17 protein-coding genes and 1 other RNA gene are annotated in these 18,896 nt (G+C 65.2%); 12 read left to right on the top strand and 6 right to left on the bottom strand.

Features of this window, described 5'->3' with window-relative positions; genetic code table 11:
- Window positions 1–38 precede the first annotated feature (38 nt).
- The gene (gene dbpA / locus BJD12_RS02990; protein ID WP_005994407.1) at window positions 39–1,415 is read right to left on the bottom strand and encodes an ATP-dependent RNA helicase DbpA; all 1,377 of its coding nucleotides are present in this window, start codon (window positions 1,413–1,415) and stop codon (window positions 39–41) included.
- A gap of 88 nt (window positions 1,416–1,503) precedes the next feature.
- Between dbpA and BJD12_RS02985 the strand changes: the two genes are divergently transcribed.
- On the top strand, window positions 1,504–3,396 hold the full coding sequence (locus tag BJD12_RS02985; RefSeq protein ID WP_005994409.1) for an ATP-binding cassette domain-containing protein: 1,893 nt from the start codon (window positions 1,504–1,506) through the stop codon (window positions 3,394–3,396).
- Between the two features lie 459 nt (window positions 3,397–3,855).
- Window positions 3,856–3,930: non-coding RNA, sX9 sRNA (locus BJD12_RS02980), on the top strand.
- A gap of 90 nt (window positions 3,931–4,020) precedes the next feature.
- On the opposite strand, the gene BJD12_RS02975 is transcribed toward BJD12_RS02980, so the two are convergent.
- Together BJD12_RS02975 and BJD12_RS02970 are read right to left on the bottom strand one after the other, a co-directional pair.
- Complete coding sequence (locus tag BJD12_RS02975; RefSeq protein ID WP_005994411.1) at window positions 4,021–4,446, bottom strand: barstar family protein; 426 nt, start codon at window positions 4,444–4,446, stop codon at window positions 4,021–4,023.
- On the bottom strand, window positions 4,443–4,883 hold the full coding sequence (locus BJD12_RS02970) for a guanyl-specific ribonuclease (protein ID WP_005994413.1): 441 nt from the start codon (window positions 4,881–4,883) through the stop codon (window positions 4,443–4,445). Before BJD12_RS02970 ends, BJD12_RS02975 begins: the two co-directional genes overlap by 4 nt.
- Before the next feature lie 262 nt (window positions 4,884–5,145).
- Between BJD12_RS02970 and BJD12_RS02965 the strand changes: the two genes are divergently transcribed.
- A complete protein-coding gene (locus BJD12_RS02965; RefSeq protein ID WP_005994415.1) occupies window positions 5,146–5,757 on the top strand; it encodes a superoxide dismutase in 612 nt (203 codons plus the stop codon).
- A 157-nt stretch (window positions 5,758–5,914) separates the two neighbouring features.
- Here the strand turns inward: BJD12_RS02965 and BJD12_RS02960 are convergent, their stop codons facing one another.
- The gene (locus BJD12_RS02960) at window positions 5,915–6,748 is read right to left on the bottom strand and encodes an inositol monophosphatase family protein (protein WP_005994417.1); all 834 of its coding nucleotides are present in this window, start codon (window positions 6,746–6,748) and stop codon (window positions 5,915–5,917) included.
- Window positions 6,749–6,863: 115 nt separating this feature from the next.
- Between BJD12_RS02960 and BJD12_RS02955 the strand changes: the two genes are divergently transcribed.
- Genes BJD12_RS02955 through BJD12_RS02945 form a run of 3 tightly spaced genes read left to right on the top strand, consistent with a single transcriptional unit; the run spans window position 6,864 to window position 10,723 of the window.
- Complete coding sequence (locus tag BJD12_RS02955; protein WP_039422598.1) at window positions 6,864–7,628, top strand: RNA methyltransferase; 765 nt, start codon at window positions 6,864–6,866, stop codon at window positions 7,626–7,628.
- A 51-nt stretch (window positions 7,629–7,679) separates the two neighbouring features.
- Window positions 7,680–8,609: a phosphate/phosphite/phosphonate ABC transporter substrate-binding protein gene (locus BJD12_RS02950; protein WP_042828236.1), complete on the top strand. Its 930-nt coding sequence runs from the start codon at window positions 7,680–7,682 to the stop codon at window positions 8,607–8,609.
- Window positions 8,606–10,723: a putative bifunctional diguanylate cyclase/phosphodiesterase gene (locus tag BJD12_RS02945; RefSeq protein ID WP_005994422.1), complete on the top strand. Its 2,118-nt coding sequence runs from the start codon at window positions 8,606–8,608 to the stop codon at window positions 10,721–10,723. The genes BJD12_RS02950 and BJD12_RS02945 overlap by 4 nt, the downstream gene beginning before the upstream one ends.
- 97 nt (window positions 10,724–10,820) lie before the next feature.
- On the opposite strand, the gene epmB is transcribed toward BJD12_RS02945, so the two are convergent.
- On the bottom strand, window positions 10,821–11,849 hold the full coding sequence (epmB, locus tag BJD12_RS02940; protein ID WP_039422591.1) for an EF-P beta-lysylation protein EpmB: 1,029 nt from the start codon (window positions 11,847–11,849) through the stop codon (window positions 10,821–10,823).
- Window positions 11,850–11,950: 101 nt separating this feature from the next.
- On the opposite strand from epmB, the gene efp reads away from it, so the two are divergent.
- The 6 genes from efp to BJD12_RS02910 all read left to right on the top strand — a co-directional run bounded on the left by efp (window position 11,951) and on the right by BJD12_RS02910 (window position 16,974).
- A complete protein-coding gene (gene efp / locus BJD12_RS02935; protein ID WP_039407624.1) occupies window positions 11,951–12,517 on the top strand; it encodes an elongation factor P in 567 nt (188 codons plus the stop codon).
- A 5-nt stretch (window positions 12,518–12,522) separates the two neighbouring features.
- The gene (locus BJD12_RS02930; protein WP_050812921.1) at window positions 12,523–13,371 is read left to right on the top strand and encodes a PA3715 family protein; all 849 of its coding nucleotides are present in this window, start codon (window positions 12,523–12,525) and stop codon (window positions 13,369–13,371) included.
- 17 nt (window positions 13,372–13,388) lie between these two features.
- Window positions 13,389–14,726 carry a TRZ/ATZ family hydrolase gene (locus tag BJD12_RS02925; RefSeq protein WP_039422627.1) on the top strand — a complete coding sequence of 446 codons (1,338 nt, stop codon included), beginning with the start codon at window positions 13,389–13,391 and terminating at the stop codon, window positions 14,724–14,726.
- A 29-nt stretch (window positions 14,727–14,755) separates the two neighbouring features.
- Window positions 14,756–15,475, top strand: a complete 720-nt coding sequence (ubiG, locus tag BJD12_RS02920; protein WP_039422625.1) for a bifunctional 2-polyprenyl-6-hydroxyphenol methylase/3-demethylubiquinol 3-O-methyltransferase UbiG — start codon at window positions 14,756–14,758, stop codon at window positions 15,473–15,475.
- Between the two features lie 115 nt (window positions 15,476–15,590).
- Complete coding sequence (locus tag BJD12_RS02915) at window positions 15,591–16,256, top strand: phosphoglycolate phosphatase (protein ID WP_042828744.1); 666 nt, start codon at window positions 15,591–15,593, stop codon at window positions 16,254–16,256.
- Window positions 16,257–16,284: 28 nt separating this feature from the next.
- The gene (locus tag BJD12_RS02910; RefSeq protein WP_005997932.1) at window positions 16,285–16,974 is read left to right on the top strand and encodes an isoprenoid biosynthesis enzyme family protein; all 690 of its coding nucleotides are present in this window, start codon (window positions 16,285–16,287) and stop codon (window positions 16,972–16,974) included.
- A gap of 186 nt (window positions 16,975–17,160) precedes the next feature.
- Here the strand turns inward: BJD12_RS02910 and BJD12_RS02905 are convergent, their stop codons facing one another.
- Window positions 17,161–18,831: a glycoside hydrolase family 28 protein gene (locus BJD12_RS02905; protein ID WP_005997934.1), complete on the bottom strand. Its 1,671-nt coding sequence runs from the start codon at window positions 18,829–18,831 to the stop codon at window positions 17,161–17,163.
- Between the last annotated feature and the right edge of the window lie 65 nt (window positions 18,832–18,896).

Raw genomic sequence — 18,896 nt, 5'->3', positions numbered from 1 at the left:
TTCCAGCGTCCTGCACTCGCGCAGGCTGCGACGGCGGCTTAGAGCTTGCTCACCCGGAACCGACGTCCCTTGATCTTGCCTGCGTGCAAGTGCGCCAGGGCCTTGGCGACCTGCGCACGGGTGATGGCGACATAGGAGCGGGTGGGATAGATGGCGATCTTGCCGATCGCCGCGCCCGACAGGCCGGCTTCACCGGTGAGCGCGCCCAGGATGTCGCCGGCACGCAGCTTGTCGGTCTTGCCGCCGTCGATGCGCAGGGTGGTCATCGCCGCTTGCGGCAGCTGCGCCGGGCGCGCGGTGGCCAGCGGCGCGCGCGACCATTTCAGCGGCTGGCCCTGTTCGGCCTCCAGTGCCTGCGCACGCGCCGCTTCGCGCGGCGCCACCAGGCTTAGCGCCAGCCCGTGCTTGCCGGCACGCGCGGTGCGGCCGATGCGGTGGCGGTAGGTTTCGGTATCGGTGGGGAGCTCGTAATTGACCACCGCCGACAGGTCTTCCACATCCAGCCCGCGTGCGGCCACATCGCTGGCCACCAGCACGTTGCAGCTGCGGTTGACGAAACGCACCAGCACTTCGTCGCGGTCGCGCTGTTCCATATCGCCATGCAGCGCGAGCGCGGAGAAGCCGAATTCCTGCAGCGAGCCGGCCACTTCATCCACTTCCTTGCGGGTATTGCAGAACACCACGCTGGATTCGGGATTGAAGCGCAGCAGCAGGCCGGCGACGGCCTTTTGCCGATAGGTCGGGTCGACTTCGAAGAATTGCTGGTCGATTTCCGGTGCGTTATCGGCGCCTTCGACGGTGATTTCGACCGGGTCCTTCAGGATCTCGCGCGCCAGCGTGCGGATAATGTCGGGGAAGGTGGCCGAGAACAGCAGGCTCTGACGATGTTTGTCGCAGCGGCTGGCGATCTCGCGGATGGGTTCTTCGAAGCCCATGTCGAGCATGCGGTCGGCCTCGTCCAGCACCAGCGTGCGCACGCCTCCCAGGTGCAACGCCCGCTTGCGGGCCAGTTCCTGGATGCGGCCTGGCGTGCCGACCACCACTTGCGGGTCGTGTGCTTCCAGCGATGCCAGTTGCGGGCCCAGCGGCATGCCGCCGGTGAGCACCACCAGCTTCATGTTGGGAATGCCGGTGGCCAGCTTGCGCAGTTGCTTGCCGACCTGGTCGGCGAGCTCGCGGGTGGGGCACAGCACCAGCGCCTGTGCGCGGGTCAGGGCAGGGTCGAGCTTTTGCAACAGGCCCAGCCCGAAGGCGGCGGTCTTGCCGCTACCGGTGGGCGCCTGGGCGATGACGTCCAGCCCCTGCAGGATCGGCGGCAGGCTCTGCGCCTGGATGGGAGTAAGGACGGTGTAGCCAAGGGCGTCGATGCCGGGGGCCAGGGCCGGCGACAGCGGCAGCGCGGAAAATTCGTTCATGGCGCATTTTAGCGGGAATCGGGAATCGCAAAGACGAAGGCTTTTTCCATTCCAGATTCACCATTCCCGATTCCCGTACAATTGCGCCATGCCTTTAATCACTCTGCAAAGCGTCGACTACAGCGTCGGCGGCCCCTTGTTGCTGGAAAAAACCGACCTCACGATCGAGCCGGGCGAGCGTATCGCCCTGATCGGCCGCAACGGCGCCGGCAAATCGACCTTGATGAAACTGATCGCCGGCGAGCTCAAGCCCGACGACGGCGAAGTGCGTGTGCAGCAGGGCGTGCGCATCGCGCGGCTGGAGCAGGAGGTGCCGCAGGGCACCGGTGGCAGCGTGTTCGATGTGGTGGCCGATGGGCTGGGCGAGCTGGGCCACTGGCTGGCCGAATTCCACCAGCTCAGCCATGCAGAGGTGTTCGATGCCGATGCCTTCGGCAAGGTGCAGGCCAAGATCGACGCGGCCGACGGGTGGGCGCTGGATCAGCGCGTCACCGAGACGCTGACCAAGCTGGAACTGGACGGCGATGCGGAGTTTTCGCGGCTGTCCGGCGGCATGAAGCGCCGCGTGTTGCTGGCGCGCTCGCTGGTGTCCTCGCCGGATGTGCTGTTGCTGGACGAGCCGACCAACCACCTGGACATCGAAGCCATCGATTGGCTGGAGTCGTTCTTGAAGGGGTGGAGCGGCAGCGTGTTGTTCGTCACCCATGACCGGCGCTTTTTGCGTGCGTTGGCGACGCGCATCGTGGAAATCGACCGCGGCCAAGTCACCAGCTGGCCGGGCGACTGGGCCAATTACGAGCGGCGTCGCGAAGAACGGCTCAATGCGCAGGCGCAGGAGAATGCACGCTTCGACAAGATGCTGGCGCAGGAAGAAGTCTGGATCCGCCAGGGCATCAAGGCGCGGCGGACCCGCGACGAAGGCCGTGTGCGGCGTCTGGAATCGATGCGCAATGAGCGCGTGCAGCGTCGCGACCTGACCGGAAACGTGCGTATGGAGGTCTCGCAAGGCGAGTCCTCCGGCAAGAAGGTGATCGAGGCCAAGGAGGTCGGTTTCGCATTCGGCGCACGCACGATGGTCAAGGACTTTTCGACCATCATCCAGCGTGGCGATCGCATCGGCCTGATCGGCCCCAACGGCAGCGGCAAGACCACCCTGCTGAAGTTGTTGCTGGGCGACCTGCAGGCGCAGCAGGGCGAGATCCGCATCGGCACCAATTTGCAGATCGCGTATTTCGATCAGTACCGCTCGACCCTGCGCGAGGACTGGAGCGCCATCGAGAACGTCGCCGAAGGCCGTGATTTCCTGGAGATCAACGGCAAGCGCAAGCATGTGCATGCGTATCTGCAGGACTTTCTGTTCACGCCCGAGCGTGCGCGTGCGCCGATCACACGGCTGTCCGGTGGCGAGCGCAATCGCCTGCTGCTGGCACGCCTGTTCGCGCAGCCATCCAACCTGCTGGTGATGGACGAACCGACCAACGATCTGGACGTGGAAACGCTGGAGTTGCTGGAAGAATTGCTCGGCGAATATACCGGCACCTTGCTGCTGGTCAGTCATGACCGCGACTTCCTCGACAACGTGGTCACCTCGACGTTGGTGATGGAAGGCGACGGCCTGATCGGCGACTACGTTGGTGGCTACAGCGATTCGTTGCGCCAACGGCGTACGCCGGCGACCAACGCGATGGCGGTCGCCAAGGCCTCGGCGACTGCAGCGGCGACCACACCTGTGGCGGTTGCGGCGGCGCCGGTGGATGCGGCGCCCAAGCGCAAGCTCAGCTACAAGGAGGCGCGCGAGCTGGAGCAATTGCCAGCGTTGATCGAAAGCCTGGAGCAGCAGGTCGCCGCGCTAACCGAGGCGATGAACGACCCCGGTTTCTATCAGCGCGACAGTGCGGCGATGGCCGCACATACTGCTGCATTGAGCGACGCGCAGGCGCAACTGGATGCGGCCTACGCGCGCTGGAGCGAGCTGGAATAGTCGGTCCCTGCCGGCACGCTGTTGCGTGCCGGCCTTGAGCGTCATGCGCTGATTGTTTTGCGCATTAGCGGATGCGTGAGCGGCAAGTGGCCGGTAGGCGGTGCCGGATGCTTGCAGACCGGTGGGCGCGTTCTATGGCTGTGCGTCGGTGATGTGCACTGCGTGCTGCAGCGCGACTTCTCCATGTGCCCGCGACTTAGGTGCCGGGCGTCTAGCACCATTCCGCGGAGCAGTGAGGCGGCGACTGCGTCGAGGGGCGTCTTATTTGGCGGTCAGGGCGGTGGACCCGACATGGCGTGCGATCTTCGGGCTGGCGTGGGCGGTGCTGAGCAAGCGCCACGCCGAGGTGTTGCAAACCTATCCCGGGCAAAGGCCGCACCGTGCGCAGTTATTCTTAAGGGTGGCTAAAAAACCTACCGCGCAGCTGCGAAGCATGCGCTGGCGGTGCTCGGATTCGGCATGTGCCACTCGTACACTCCAATTCTGAGTGCGCCGCCACGCCTACCTGACGAATGCGCGCGAGTTCTGTTAGCCACTCTAAGTTGCGATCAGCTACAAGCGGCTGACATCACGCATGTCGGTAACGCGTCTGTCACTTCAAACAGCAAGCATGCGCCGACTCAATCAATCGCAGGCACTGGCCGGCGCCACAAACGCCGCGAAGGTCAGCCCGCGCGTGGCCCAGCTGGTGGCGGCTTCGTCGAGAATATCCAGCAAGGTATCGCGGTCGGTTGGCGCTGCCTGCGCCAATGCCTCGGCACCGTCGATCAATAACGCGTAGCCGCGCGGGGAGGGCAGCCACGCCAGATCGCGCAGCGCATCGCTTAGCGCATCCCAGTTGCGGCCGAAGTTGGCGGGGAAATCCAGTTGGGTGGCCAGGCGCATCAGCAACATGCGCTTGTCGCTGCAGCTGGCCAGATCCACACGCAGGATGCGCAGGCCGGCATCGCGCGCCAATGCTGCCATGGTGTCCAGATCGTCGGTGTCGGCTTGATAGACGCCCGATTGCCGCGGGTCGGACAGGTCCAGCGCAAAGTCGCCCGCGCTCATGGCGCCTGCTCCGGTGTCGGGCCCTGGAACGATTTGAAGCTTTGGTAATGATCGTCGCTGTAGTACCAGGTCTGCGGCGGGGTGCCGCCGGTGACGATGCGGCGTGCGCCGCGATCGGCGCTGCCGGGTGTGTCGACGGTGTATTCGCGGTAGTAGCCGCGCGGACGCTCCGGTAGCCGGTGTTCGCGATTGCCGAACACGCCGCCGTCTTGCGGATACGGAAACGGCCCGCCGCGCTGGATCAGGACGATGGTGGCCATGGCTTCGGTCGGCAGAAAGGCGGGCAAGTGCGGCACCTGGCGCGCTTGTGGCGCTGCTGCAATCGGTGCGCTGAGTTGCGGCGCGAACTGCGGCTTGGGCGTCTGCAGCGCCCGCATGCCCCATAAGCCTGCAACGAGCAGCACGATGGCGACGATCAGCAAAGCGGGCTTGCGCATGACGGCGTTCCAGAAGCGAAGAGTGTGCGGCAGAGCAAGTATGCCGCTGCGCGACTGTGTCGACTTTGAACGCGGCCCGACGCCTGTGCGATTCACATCCAAGTAACCGGGGGCTGGTGCAAGGTGTGCAGCCAACAGGGCGCGGTCCCGGTCGAATGGGATGAAGTTTCCCTGCCGCTGCCCTTGGTAAGCGCCGTCGGCGTCCTTACCATCTACCCCGCAACGCCCGGTCTTCGCCGGGCGGCAAGTCCAGGAGACACGCATGGCCTACACCCTTCCGCAGTTGCCCTACGCCTACGACGCGCTGGAACCGAACATCGATGCACAGACGATGGAAATCCATCACACCAAGCATCACCAGACCTACATCAACAACGTCAACGCGGCGCTGGAAGGGACCGAGTACGCCGACCTGCCGATCGACGAGTTGGTGTCCAAGCTGAAGAGCCTGCCGGAAAATCTGCAGGGCCCGGTGCGCAACAACGGTGGCGGCCACGCCAACCATTCGCTGTTCTGGACCGTGTTGTCGCCCAAGGGTGGCGGCGAGCCCAAGGGCGAAGTCGCCAAGGCGATCGACAAGGACATCGGTGGTTTCGAGAAGTTCAAGGAAGCCTTCACGAAGGCCGCCGTCAGCCGTTTCGGCTCGGGCTGGGCCTGGTTGAGCGTGACCCCGGACAAGAAGCTGGTGGTGGAAAGCACCGCCAATCAGGACAGCCCGCTGTTCGAAGGCAATACCCCGATCCTGGGTTTGGACGTGTGGGAACATGCGTACTACCTGAAGTATCAGAACCGTCGCCCGGAATACATCGGCGCGTTCTACAACGCAGTCAACTGGGAAGAAGTCGAACGCCGCTATCACGCTGCGATCGCCTGAGTCTTGCGCTGACGCTGTACTGCCAGAAGGCCGGGATCGCTCCCGGCCTTCTTTGTTTGCAGCGGCCTGTTATGTAGGAGCGCACCTGGGCGCGAGGAGCTTTCTGGTGGAAGCTCGGCCGCGCCCGGATGCGCTCCTGCGATTGCCCGGGCGCCGATCAGAACTTGGCGTCGAACTCGCGGGCATAGCCGGTGTTGACGATGACTTTCTGCAGCGCATCGCTGATCTTGATGTTGCCCGCCACAATCTGCTGGGTTTCCGGCCCCATGTTGTCCATGCGCGGCGGCGTGGCGCCCTTGTAGTCGCAGACCCGGCCACCGGCTTCGCGCACCAGCAGCACCCCAGCCGCGATGTCCCAGGCTTTGACGCCGGCTTCGAAGTACGCATCGGCGCGGCCGCAGGCGACATAAGCCAGATCCAGCGCGGCAGAACCGGTGCGACGCACGTCTTCGGCCTGCACCAGCACCGCATCGACGCACTTCAGCTGCGCACTGATGCGTGCGCGTTCGCGCGGCGGGAAGCCGGTGTGGATCATTGCGCCTTCCAGGTCCTTGCGCTCGGCAATGCGGATACGGCGGTCGTTGAGCACTGCGCCTGCGCCGCGGCTGGCAGTGAACAGTTCGTTGCGCAGTGGGTCGAAGATCACCGCATCGGTGGGTTCGCCGTTTTCCACCAGTGCGATCGACACGCAGTAGTGCGGAAATCCACGCAGATAATTGCTGGTGCCATCCAGCGGGTCGATGACCCAGGTGTAGCGGCCACTTTTGCCGCCCTGCACGCCGCCTTCTTCGCCGAACACGGCGTACTCGGGGTAACCGCGCTTGAGTTCCTTGATGATGACCTTCTCGGCATCGGCATCGACTTCGCTGGCATAGTCCATGCGGCCCTTCTGCACCACGTTGAGTGCGTCGAGCTTGTTGATACCGCGCAACAGCACATTGCCGGCGAGGCGGGCGGCTTTGACCATGACGGTGACGGCGGGTTTCTGCATGGTTAAAGCTCCCGTGAAGGCAGAATCGGAAATGGCGAAGGTAAAAGAGCGGCCGGCGCGAAAGCCGGCCGCGCAGTTTACCATCTACGACCGAATAGCTCCCCAATCTCCGTTCATGTCCGTCAGTCAACGCATCCGTTTTGTTCTTGTCGGTACCCAGCATCCGGGCAACATCGGCGCCGCCGCGCGTGCGATGAAGACCATGGGTGTCTCGCGTCTGGTATTGGTGGCGCCCGAGCGCGCCCTCGATGAAGACGCCTACCGGCGCTCGGCCGGCGCCGAGGACGTGTTGGGCAATGCGCCGTTGTTCGACACATTGAGCGAGGCGGTGGCCGACTGCACGCTGGTGATCGGCTGCACCGCGCGGGCGCGCCGGGTGGCGCTGGAAGAGTTGCTGCCGGACGAAGGCGCGCAGCGCGCCCTGGCCAAGGCGAGCGAACCGGCCGAGGTGGCGTTCGTGTTCGGCCGCGAGCGCACCGGCCTGACCAACGACGAATTGCAGCTCTGCCACGCGGCGGTGCATATCCCGTCCGATCCGCAGTTCAGTTCGCTCAATCTGGCCGCGGCGGTGCAGGTGCTGGCCTATGAAGTGCGGCTGGCGCAATTGGCCGCAGGCGGGGCCGAGCCGGTGCCGGCGGCCGCCTCCGGCCTGCGCGATGGGCCGGCCAGCCATGCACAGTTGGAAGGCATGTTCGGACAGTTGGGCGAGACCCTGGACGAAATCGACTTTCACAAGGGGCGGGCGCCGGAGTCGGCGATGCGCAAGCTGCGGCGGCTGTTGCTACGCGCGGAGATGACCGAGCAAGAGGTGCGGCTGATCCGCGGCATCCTGTCCGATGCGCAGCGCATGGCGATGCTGGCCAAGCGTGCCGGAAACTGACGTCTGTCACATCTTCAAAGATTCGGCTAGGCTGTCCGCGGCTCTAGGGGAGTGTCCGTTTTGCGCGGTCTACAATGGTGTCTGATTGCCTGCTGGCTGTTGGCCGGGGCAGGCTTGGCCGTGACGGCTGCGGCAGCGCCCTCCTCGGTATTGGTACTCGGGCGGATCAGCGATGACCCTGCCACGCATTACGATCAACTCAAGCCGCTGCTGGACTATGTGGTGCCGCGCATGCGCGAGGTGGGCATCCGCCGTGGCGAAATCCTGATGGCACCGGATGCGCGCCAGATGTCCAGCTACCTTCGGCGTGGCCGGGTCGACTGGGTCAGCGAGACCACCGGCGCGGCGATGCTGCTGGAGCGACGGGGCGGGGCGCATCCATTGTTGATGACCGAGCGCGGCGGCGTGCGCGAGTTCCACACGGTGTTTTTCGTGCGCCGCGACAGCCCGATCCAGTCGCTCGCGCAACTGCGTGGGCATAGCCTGGCGTTACAGAATGCATCGTCCACCAGCGGCTATCTGGTGCCGATGCTGGAGTTGATGCGCAACGGCATTGCCTGCGATGTGCTGCTGTCGCCGGATGACCCGCAGGTGCCCGGTTCGGTGGGCTATCTGATGGTCGGCTCGAAATTGAACATCGCCGCCTTCGTGCACAAGCGCCTGATCGATGCCGGAGCCTTCAGTAATCTCGATTGGGACGATGAGCGGCATCTTCCGCCCGCGTTCAAACGCGATTTCCGCATTATGTACCGCAGCGCGCCGGTGCCGCGGGCGGTGGAAATGGTGCGCTCCGGCATGGATCCGGCAGTGGAGCGCCGCCTGCGCGCGGTGTTGCTGCAGGCCGCCTCCGACCCCAAGGCCGGACCGGCACTCCAGCGTTTCTTCGGGACCACCGCGTTCCACCCGCTGGATCGCGGGAGTCGCAGGCGCCTGGATGCGTTGAGCGCCGGCTTGCAGCACGTCAGGGATGAAGTGGAATGAGCCAGGTGCGCTTTGGGTTGCAGGCACGTTTCCTGTTGGTCATGGCGCTGACCTTGTTGTTGGTCGGTGCGATCCTGGCGTCGCTGTTGCAACGCCAGAGCGCGATGCAGCGTGAAGTGCGTGGGCTGAGCGCGCAGATGTTGCACGAGCTGTTCGATCGCAGCTTGCGTACCCGTGGCGAAACGTTGGCGACCGAGCTGGCCTCGGGGCTCGCCAATCCGCTGTATTACTCCGACCTGGGCGCGGTAGGCGCGCTGGTGTGTAATGCGTCACGTCAGCAGGTGGTGACGTATGTGCTGGTGTTCGACCGGCGTGGCCTGCTGGTGCACGACGGCACGGCCAATCTGCAGCGGTACGGGCAGCGCATGAACGACCCGCTCGCGGTCAAGGCGGTAGCGGCGCAGGCGATGTTGCAGCAATCCTCGCCCGAAGTGCTGGATGTGACGGTGCCGATCAAGATCGGCGATCAACGCATCGGCGGCGTGCGCGTAGGCATGTCGCGCGAGCGGGTGCGCAAGATCGAGTCTGGTGCCAACCTGACGCTGGTCCAGAACCTCAATGCGATCGGCAAGCGCGATCTGGGCTGGTTGCTGGTGCTGCTAGCGGCGTTGGTTGCACTGGGCGTGTTGTTGGCGATCTATGTGCAACGCACGCTGGTGGCGCCAATCCGGTTGCTGGCGGCGGCCGCGCGGCAGATCGAGCGCGGCGACTATGCTGTGCAATTGCCCCTGCATCCGCGCAATGACGAGATCGGCGAGCTGATATCCGCCTTCGGCCGCATGAGCGAAAGCATCGCCCGGCATGACCGCGAAGTGCGTCATATGGCCTATACCGACGCGCTCACTGGGCTGACCAACCGCCTTGGTTTCCGCGAGGGGCTGGACCATTTGCTCAACAGTGCGCGCAGCAGTAACAGCAAGCTGGCGCTGCTGTTTGCCGATATCGACGACTTCAAACGCGTCAACGACACGTTGGGGCATGAAGCCGGCGACGAGGCCTTGTTGCAGTTCGCCAGCAGGATCAGTCGCGCGGTGTCCGCGCTGGGTGGCGACGATGCGATCCTGGCGCGCTTCGGTGGCGATGAATTCGTGATCCTGCTGCAAAGCGGCGATGTCAGCCTGCTCGCCGCGCAGCTGGCGGACCGGCTGGTGCACGAGTTGAGCCGCCCGTTGAACGTGCAGGGCCGCGAAGTGTTCCTTGGGACCTCGATCGGCATCACGCTGTTTCCGGACGATGCCAACGATGCCACCGCGCTGTTGAAGAACGGCGACATCGCGATGTACCAGGCCAAGGTCGCCGGCAAGAACTGCCACCGTTTCTACAGCCGCGCGGCCGACCATGCGGTGGAGCGTCGCGTGCATATGGAGCATGAGCTGCGCGGTGCCTGGGAGCGCGACGAGTTGCGGCTGGTGTATCAGCCGATCTACCGCACCAGCGACCGCGTGCTGGTGGGCGTGGAGGTGTTGTTGCGATGGCAGCACCCGGCGCTGGGCACGATTGCGCCCTCGACCTTTATCGATATTGCCGAACAGAGTGGGCTGATCGAGATGATCGGCCCCAAGGTGCTGCGCGCGGCCTGCCTGGAAGCGGCGCAGTGGCCGGAAGTGGGCGAGGGCCTGTTTATTTCGGTCAATGTGTCACCGCGGCAGCTGCGCAGCGGCGACCTGATCGACACCGTGGCCGAGTGCTTGGCCGAGTCCGGGTTGCCGGCCGCGCGCCTGCACCTGGAACTGACCGAGACGGCGGTGATCGGCGACGAGATGATGGCCGCCAGCCTGCTCGATCAGCTGCACCGCACTGGCGTGAAGGTGTGGCTGGACGACTTCGGCACCGGCTTCTCGGGCTTGAGCCACCTGCGCCAGGTGCCGGTGGACGGGGTCAAGATCGACAAGAGCTTCATCGCCGACCTGCAGCGCGACCCGGACGATCTGGCCCTGACCACGGCCATCATCAACATGGCGCATTCGCTGGGGATCACCGTGGTAGCCGAAGGCATCGAACAGGAAGCGCAGTTCAACCTGCTGCGCGAGCGCGGCTGCGATCTGGGGCAGGGTTACTGGTTCAGCAGGCCGTTGAGCCCGGCCGATCTGGTCAAGCTGATCGCTGCGGGCTGAGCACCCTCGGGGCGCAGTGGGCGCGATTGGGCGTTACCGACAAGGCGTCGTCGCGCCCAGGTGCGCGCCTGCGATTCACCATGGTGAGTGGAGTAGGTTACAGCGGCCGTTTGCCGGTATCGCCGGGGATTTCGCGTACCAGGCGCGGGACCAGGTAGCCGGACAGGCGCGTGGCCAGTTCCGCGTGCAGGGCGCGGGCGCGGGCGTCGTCCACTTCGAAATGCGCCACACCTGCCACGCGATCGAGCTGATGCAGGTAGTACGGCAACACGCCGGCGGCAAAACTGCGTTCGCTCAACGCGGCCAGCGCGTCCACGCTGTCGTTGACGCCGCGCAGCAGCACCGCCTGATTGAGCAACTGCACGCCGACATCGCGCAATGCGCGCATGGCGGTGTCCACGTCGGCATCGAATTCGTTGGCATGGTTGGCATGGATCACGAAAGCCACCGGCCACGGCAGGCTGCGCAGCCAGGCCAGCAAAGGCGCGTCCACGCGTGCAGGCAACACAACCGGCAGGCGGCTGTGGATGCGTAGCCGCTTGAGGTGGGGGATTGCGGCCAGGGCGTCGGTGAGTTCGGCCAGCTTGGGCGAGGCCAGCGACAACGGGTCTCCGCCGGACAGCAGCACTTCGTCGATGTCCGCATCGGCCGCGATCGCGTCCACCGCTTCACGCCAGCCTTCGCGCGCGGCGGTTTCTTCCGCATAGGGGAAGTGGCGGCGGAAGCAGTAGCGGCAGTGCACCGCGCAACTGCCGGTGGCGATCAACAGCGCGCGGCCGCGGTATTTCTGGATCACCCCGGCGGCGGTCCTGGCGGCGGCATCGCCCACCGCATCCAGGCCGAAGCCCGGCACCGGCTGCATTTCTGCATCCAGCGGCAGCACCTGGCGCAGCAGCGGGTCGTGAAGGTCGCCGTGCCGCATCCGCGCCACGAATGCCTGCGGCACCCGCAGCGGAAACTGCGCGGCTGCCTCCGCACTGATGCCTGCTGCCTGCGCGTCCAGGCCCAGCAATTCCAGCAACACGCGCGGGTCGCGCACGGCATCGCGCCACTGCTGCTGCCAGCGCGGCGGCTGCAGGGTGGAGGGCGGCGATGGCTGTAAGGCGACGGGGGCTGCGGTTATCATGTGCGGTCACAAAACCAATGCCCGCCGGTTGCGGCGGGCGCCCCATTCTAATCCGACCGGCCACCGTGTGGCGGGTCGAGGTCTTATCGAGGAGCTGCACCATGGCCACTGTTGGCATGAACGACGTCAAGAACGGCATGAAGATCCTGGTCAACAACGAACCGGCGGTCATCACAGAGACCGAATACGTCAAGCCGGGCAAGGGCCAGGCCTTTACCCGCATGAAGTACCGCTTCATCAAGTCCGGCCGCGTGGTTGAAATGACGATGAAGGCGACCGACGACGTGGAAGTGGCCGACGTGGTCGATACCGACATGCGTTACCTCTACAGCGATGGCGAGTACTGGCACTTCATGGATCCGGAATCCTTTGAGCAGGTACAGGCCGACAAGGCCGGCATGGGCGGCGCAGAAAAGTGGCTCAAGGGTGAGGAAGACTGCATCGTGACGCTGTGGAACGGCGCGCCGATCTGGGTGCAGCCACCGAATTTCGTCGAGCTGAAGATCACCGAGACCGACCCGGGCGTGCGCGGCGATACCTCCGGTGGCGGCGGCAAGCCGGCCACGCTGGAAACCGGCGCTGTGGTGCGTGTGCCGTTGTTCGTCAACCAGGACGAAGTGATCAAGGTCGACACCCGTTCGGGCGAATACTCGGCGCGCGTCAAGTAAGCCGCATGCGTCTGGGACACGGGCCTGGTCGAGCGGTACGCGGTGCCGGTGTCCTGGCGGGGCTTTGGGCTGCGCTTGCAGCATGCCCGGCCTTTGCGCAATCGAACGCCGCAACCTGCGGCGCCGGTGACGTCGCGGCCGTTGCGGCCATCGCAACATCCGGGGTCGCTGGTGGCGATGCAGCCGCGGTGTCCGCCGACCTGATGGTGGCGCAGACCTGCAAGCCGTGGCCGAACGATCCGGCAATCGGGCTGGCGGCGATCGCATTTGCTGGCGACGCGCAGACCTCGCCTGGCGAGCGCGACCTTGAGTTGCGCATGGCCATGCTAGATGCCGCCAGCGGCAAGGTGCTGGCGTTTTACGCGCAGGACATGGGTGAGGACGCCGCCTTCGAACTCGCTGCCGACAGCCTGCGGCTGGATACGGCGCGCTACGACCTGGCCAAGGGCGTGCGCGCGATCGGCCTGGTGGTGCATAGCGCTGCGCGCGGGCCCAGCTGCCCGGATTTCTACAGCAACCAGGCATTGACCTTGCTGGTGCGCGAGGGGCGTAGCCTGCGCCCGGTGCTGCAGCGGGATCTCTATGCGTGGCAGCGCGTGAAAGGAGAGCCGTGCAGTTGGGGCAAGGGTGGCGTCATCACCGAAACGGCCAAGGTCGCTGTGAGCATGGCCCCGCAGGTACATGCCGGCTATGCGGACATTGTCCTGACCGCCAATGTGGTCACCATGGAGACCGCGCCGGGTAGCGACACCGATACCGAGCGCACCCGTCGGGTACGCCAGGTGCTGCGCTATGACGGCAAACGCTACGTGCCTGCTGCCGGTGGCGATACCGGCTGGCCGTTCGACAACTAACCCTTATGGATCCGCTCATGACCAATGCCCCTCCCGACGCATGCGACCTGTTGATCGAAGCCGGTTATGTCGTGCCGATCGAACCGCATGCGGTGGTGCTCGAAAACCACGCAGTGGCGATCAGCAATGGCGTCATCGTGGCGATCCTGCCGACTGCCGAAGCACGTACGCGCTTTACGCCGAAGCAAACCGTCTCGCGCCCGGAGGCGGCGCTGATGCCGGGTCTGGTCAATGCGCATACGCATAACCCGATGACGCTGCTGCGTGGCATCGCCGACGATCTGCCGTTGATGGTGTGGCTGCAGCAGCACATCTGGCCGGTGGAAGCGGCGGTGATCGGGCCGGAATTCGTGGCCGACGGCACGACGCTCGCCATCGCCGAAATGTTGCGCGGCGGTACCACCTGCGTCAACGAAAACTATTTCTTTGCCGACGTGCAGGCGGCGGTCTACAAGCAACATGGTTTCCGCGCACTGGTCGGCGCGGTGATCATCGATTTCCCCACCGCCTGGGCATCGTCGGACGACGAATACTTTGCGCGCGCCGGCGAGCTGCACGACCAATGGCGCGACGACCCGCTGATCGGCACCGCGTTCGCACCGCATGCGCCATACACGGTGAACGATGCCAACTTCGAGCGCGTGCGCATGCTCGCCGACCAGCTGGACATGCCGGTGCATCTGCACACGCATGAAACCGCGCAAGAAGTGGCCGATTCGGTCAAGCAATACGGCCAGCGTCCGTTGGCCCGTCTGGATCGGTTGGGCCTGGTCAACGACCGCCTGATCGCCGTGCATATGACCCAGCTCACCGATGCGGAAATCCATCTGTGCGCCGAACGTGGCGTCAGCGTGGTGCATTGCCCCGAATCCAACCTCAAACTGGCGTCGGGCTTCTGCCCGGCCTGCGCGCTGCAGCGTGCAGGCGTGAACCTGGCCATCGGCACCGACGGCTGCGCCAGCAACAACGATCTGGACATGTTCAGCGAAAACCGAACTGCGGCGATCCTGGCCAAGGCGGTGGCCAACGATGCCACCGCGCTGGATGCGGCCACCACGCTGCGCGCGGCCACGCTGGGCGGCGCGCGCGCATTGGGATTCGGCGACAAGATCGGCTCGATCGAAGTCGGCAAGCAGGCCGATCTGGTCTGCGTGGATCTGTCTGCGCTGGAGACCCAGCCGTTGCATCATGTGCTGTCGCAATTGATCTACGCCGCCGGCCGTCATCAGGTCACCGATGTGTGGATCGCCGGCAAGCCCAAGCTGGTGCAGCGCGAGCTGATCGACATGGATACCGCTGCCCTGGTCGCCAATGCGCGGCAATGGCGCGACCGCATCCGCACCGTCCGCGCCTGATCGCGCGTCATCGCATCCCGGAGTTCCGCATGAATCCCACGACCCAATCCACCTCCAGCAATTTCCATCAGGCCGAGCTGGATAAATTTGCCGCGCTGGCCAACCGCTGGTGGGACGCCGACGGCCCGCAGAAGCCGTTGCATGCGCTCAACCCGGTGCGCCTTGCGTACGTGTCCGCGCGGCAGGAGCTGGCCGGCGCACGCGTGCTGGATGTCGGCTGCGGTGGCGGCTTGCTCAGCGAGTCGATGGCGCGCCTGGGCGCGCAGGTCACGGCGATCGATCTGGCACCGGAGCTGGTCAAGGTCGCGCGATTGCATAGCCTGGAATCGGGCGTGCAGGTGGATTATCGCGTGCAGTCGGTGGAAGACCTGGCGGCCGAGCAGCCGGGCAGTTTCGATGCAGTGACCTGCATGGAAATGCTCGAACACGTGCCGGACCCGACCGCGATCATCCGCGCCTGCGCCAGCCTGCTCAAGCCGGGCGGCAAGCTGTTCCTGTCCACGCTCAATCGCACCCCGGCCGCATTCGCGCTGGCGGTGGTCGGTGCCGAATACATCGCGCGGTTGTTGCCCAAAGGCACCCATCACTACGAGGACTTCATCAAGCCGGCAGAACTTGCGGCGTGGTTGCGCGGCGCCGACCTGCAGCTGCAAGACGTCAGCGGCATGCTGTACGAGCCGTGGCGCAACCGCGCGCGGTTGTCCTCACGCACCGAGGTCAATTATCTGGCGTACGCGGTGAGGCCGTGACGGGCGGGGAGTCGGGAATCGGGGTTCGGGAGCCGCAACCGCGGTTGGCCGGTGGATTGACGTTGCCCGATTCCGCGCTGCTTGCTGCTGCTGGTGATGGCATGGCGGTGGTTCTGTGAGGTTTCCGCGCGCGGTGTTGTTCGATCTGGATGGCACTTTGCTGGATAGCGCGCCGGATATGCTGGCCACGGTCAATGCAATGCTGGCCGCGCGCGAGCGGGCACCAATTGCGCTGGAGCAGCTGCGGCCGGTGGTGTCGAAGGGGGCGCGTGCAATGGTTGGCGTGGCCTTTGCCGAGCTCGACGATCCAGCGCGCATCGCCTTGGTACCCGAATTCCTGCGTCGCTACGAAGGCTTGATCGGCACCCGGTCGACGCTGTTCGATGGTGTCGAAGACCTGTTGTCGCATTTGGAAGCGGACGGCTGCCTCTGGGGCGTGGTCACCAACAAGCCCGAATATCTCGCGCGCCTGATCCTGCCGCAACTGGGCTGGCAGCAACGCTGCGCCGTGTTGATCGGCGGCGATTCCTTGCCTGAGCGCAAGCCGCATCCGCTGCCGTTGCTGACTGCTGCCGAGCGTCTCGGTGTTGCGCCTGCGCAATGCGTCTATGTGGGCGACGATGAGCGCGACATTCTTGCCGCACGTGCGGCCAACATGCCGTCGGTGGCGGTGTTGTGGGGCTATCGCCTGCATGACGATGCGCCGGAACGCTGGCAGGCCGACGTCCTGGTGGACCAGCCGCAGCAGCTTTGGAACCCGGCGACGTGGCCGCAGACCTGATCTTTCTGGACTTTTTTCTGGACCCGCCATGAGCCAATCCAGCGCCCTCGACAGTTTTCTCGACAAGTGGCGAACCCGCTGGCCGGAATGGTCGGTTGCCGAACCTTTCGTTCCCGAACCGCAGCGGCACCTGGCCGCGGCCTGGTTCGCCTTGCTGCAGGAATGGGAGGACATCATGAATATCGCCGGCGACCCGTTGCCGGCCGATGCCAAGCTGGCGTGGTGGCAGCAGGAGCTGCGCGACTGGTCCGGTCAACGCTCGCGGCATCCGCTGGGACGTGTGCTGGAGCCGGTGCGTGCGCCGTGGGCGCAGTTGGCCGAGACCCTGCCGGCCATGCAGGTGGCACGCGCCCAGCCGGCATCGCTGCAGCAGGCATTGGATCAGCTGCGCGGCTTTGCCGAGGCGGTGGTCGCTGTGGAAGCGGTGTTGTTTGCGCGTACCCAGCCAGGCGATGCCAGCGCGGTGTCGGTGCAATGGCTGGATGCACGGCAACGCGTCGCCGGCGCCAGCGCCGCGCCTGGCGGTGTCACCCCGGTGGCCTGGCGTACGCAGCTGTTGCGCGCATGGCCACGTAAGCCGGCGTTGGCGCGCCCGCATCGAGTGTGGTCGCGTCTGGCACGGCTGCGCCTGCAACGCGAACTGGCCGGCAAGGCAGCCTATCCGCCGCCGGTGCAGCAACTGTGGCATAGCTGGCGTGCGGCCAGCGGCGCGGACTGAGCGCAACCGATACGCTGCATGGCCGTACAGTGCAAGCACACTGGCGTGCGCCGCAGGCTCACCAAATGCGGCGCCTGCAAGCCCGCGACAGGGTGGGCTCCGGACCGATGGCTTGCTGCGACCGGCAGATCGCAGCAAGCGTCGCATCAGCGTATGACTGCTGTGTTGGCGCTCAACTGGTTCGACTCAAATCGGTGAGTCCGTCAGCACCGAGTGATAGGCGATGAAGGCGTCATCGCATTGCAGTGGCGTGCCAGGGCCGGGTTTGCCTTGTAGCTGCACATCGTTGGGCACCGACTCCGTCAGCTGATCGTAAAAGCTCACCGGGCCACCCTTGAAGGTGAAATGCGTCGCCCCCGGGTTGCTCGCCGGCCCGCCGAAATGCGGCTGCGCGAAGCTGACCTTGCCGCCTTCCAGCACGACATTGTCCAGCGAGATGGTGATCGGCCGGGTGATGCTGGCATCGCGGTATCCATAGAAGCTCAGTTCGCCGCCGCCCAAGGTGGTCGAACCCAGCGAATGCACGTTGCTGAGCGAGATGCCGTTGAACTGCGGGGGCTTGTCGCGTGTTGCGGCATTGGCGTAGTTGGCATCGAACACCAGCGGCCGCGCAACCCCGCGCATGCAGATGTTCTCGAAGCTGATGTCGTAGACCTGACCACCGCGGGAGGCATCGGACTTGATGCGCAGGCCGTTGGCCGAGTAGGGATCGCGCTGTACATCGTTGGCGTTGAAGCCGTCGATGCTCAAGCCGCGCACGGCGATATGGCGCATTCCCGAATCGGTTTCGCTACCAAGCGAAAAACCATGGGTGTAGTAGAACTGGTTGTAGGCGAACAGCATGTTTTCCGAGGCGATGCTGCGCTTGCTGTTGGCATGCGCCTTGATCGCCACGCCGTCATCGCCGGTGCCGATGTACGAGTAGGCCAGCAACACGTTCTTCGACTGACCGGGGTCGAAACCGTCGGTGTTCTTGGCCGTTTCCGGGGTGAAGCAGGTGGCGTGCGGATTGACGTCCGGGGTGCTGCCGGACGGGCATCGGTAACCGGGACGCGAATAGACCAGGCTGGGTGCCAGGATCTTGATGCCCCACGCGGTCAGGCCCACCACGTTGTCGCTGACGACATGGAAATTGGGCGAGTTTTCCAGCGTGATGTCGTATAGCGTGATGTCGGTGCTGTCGTCGATCTGCAGCAGACGCGGTACATGCTGGCTCAGGCCCCGGGTGACGTTGAGATAGGCAAGATCCCACCAGCTGGCCTTGCCGGCATTGGGCCCGGCAGTGAGCGTGCTGCCGCCACGGCCGTCGATCTTGCCGGCGCCGACGATGGCGCTGTTGGCCGCATCGGACAGATGGATCAGCGGATTGCACGACTTGGCCTTGTCGCTGGTGGCGGTGCCACAGGTCCCCAGGCCGTTGTCGTAGTCCTGCGGATTACGCGAGCCGAACAAGGTGACGCCGCGGTCGATCCACAACGTGACCCCGCTCTTGATGGTCAGCGGCCCGCTGAGCAGGCCGGATTCGCCGGCATCGCCGGGGACCAGATGCACCGCGCTGCCGGCAGGACAGTCGTCAATCGCCGCCTGCAGGCGTGCGGTATCGCGCTTGGAATGGGCCGGATCCTGGTCCAGCGTGTCCAGCGAACCGGCCACCGGCGTCAGCGCGGCCTTGAGCGTGGCGCAGATATGGGTCGGCAAGTGCGGCTGCTGGACCACACCCCAGCGGGTGGAGATGCTGTGCGCGGTGTCTGGGACATCCTGCCCGTGCGGTCGCGCCGCGCCGGCCTGGAAGCTCGTCATGCCAAACAAGGCAAGTGTCAGGGGCGCGATGGCGGGGAACGTGAAAGTGGACTGCATTGGGAGAGCTCCGACGGGGCGTGGCGGCGGTGCAATCTGCGTGCGGCAGCGATATATCGCATGAT

This window comes from Xanthomonas vesicatoria ATCC 35937 (assembly GCF_001908725.1).
Lineage (GTDB): Bacteria > Pseudomonadota > Gammaproteobacteria > Xanthomonadales > Xanthomonadaceae > Xanthomonas > Xanthomonas vesicatoria.
The sequence above is the reverse complement of the archived record's forward strand: the minus strand, read 5'-3'. Positions and strand labels throughout refer to the sequence as shown.

Excerpts from the sequence above, each read along its gene's own strand:
- BJD12_RS02965 (WP_005994415.1), top strand. The coding sequence starts at position 5,146 with ATGGCCTACACCCTTCCGCAGTTGCCCTACGCCTACGACGCGCTGGAA.
- BJD12_RS02925 (WP_039422627.1), top strand. The coding sequence starts at position 13,389 with ATGACCAATGCCCCTCCCGACGCATGCGACCTGTTGATCGAAGCCGGT.
- BJD12_RS02960 (WP_005994417.1), bottom strand. The coding sequence starts at position 6,748 with ATGCAGAAACCCGCCGTCACCGTCATGGTCAAAGCCGCCCGCCTCGCC.
- BJD12_RS02930 (WP_050812921.1), top strand. The coding sequence starts at position 12,523 with ATGCGTCTGGGACACGGGCCTGGTCGAGCGGTACGCGGTGCCGGTGTC.
- epmB (WP_039422591.1), bottom strand. The coding sequence starts at position 11,849 with ATGATAACCGCAGCCCCCGTCGCCTTACAGCCATCGCCGCCCTCCACC.
- BJD12_RS02970 (WP_005994413.1), bottom strand. The coding sequence starts at position 4,883 with ATGCGCAAGCCCGCTTTGCTGATCGTCGCCATCGTGCTGCTCGTTGCA.
- BJD12_RS02985 (WP_005994409.1), top strand. The coding sequence starts at position 1,504 with ATGCCTTTAATCACTCTGCAAAGCGTCGACTACAGCGTCGGCGGCCCC.
- BJD12_RS02910 (WP_005997932.1), top strand. The coding sequence starts at position 16,285 with ATGAGCCAATCCAGCGCCCTCGACAGTTTTCTCGACAAGTGGCGAACC.
- BJD12_RS02945 (WP_005994422.1), top strand. The coding sequence starts at position 8,606 with ATGAGCCAGGTGCGCTTTGGGTTGCAGGCACGTTTCCTGTTGGTCATG.
- BJD12_RS02955 (WP_039422598.1), top strand. The coding sequence starts at position 6,864 with ATGTCCGTCAGTCAACGCATCCGTTTTGTTCTTGTCGGTACCCAGCAT.
- efp (WP_039407624.1), top strand. The coding sequence starts at position 11,951 with ATGGCCACTGTTGGCATGAACGACGTCAAGAACGGCATGAAGATCCTG.
- dbpA (WP_005994407.1), bottom strand. The coding sequence starts at position 1,415 with ATGAACGAATTTTCCGCGCTGCCGCTGTCGCCGGCCCTGGCCCCCGGC.
- BJD12_RS02905 (WP_005997934.1), bottom strand. The coding sequence starts at position 18,831 with ATGCAGTCCACTTTCACGTTCCCCGCCATCGCGCCCCTGACACTTGCC.
- ubiG (WP_039422625.1), top strand. The coding sequence starts at position 14,756 with ATGAATCCCACGACCCAATCCACCTCCAGCAATTTCCATCAGGCCGAG.
- BJD12_RS02975 (WP_005994411.1), bottom strand. The coding sequence starts at position 4,446 with ATGAGCGCGGGCGACTTTGCGCTGGACCTGTCCGACCCGCGGCAATCG.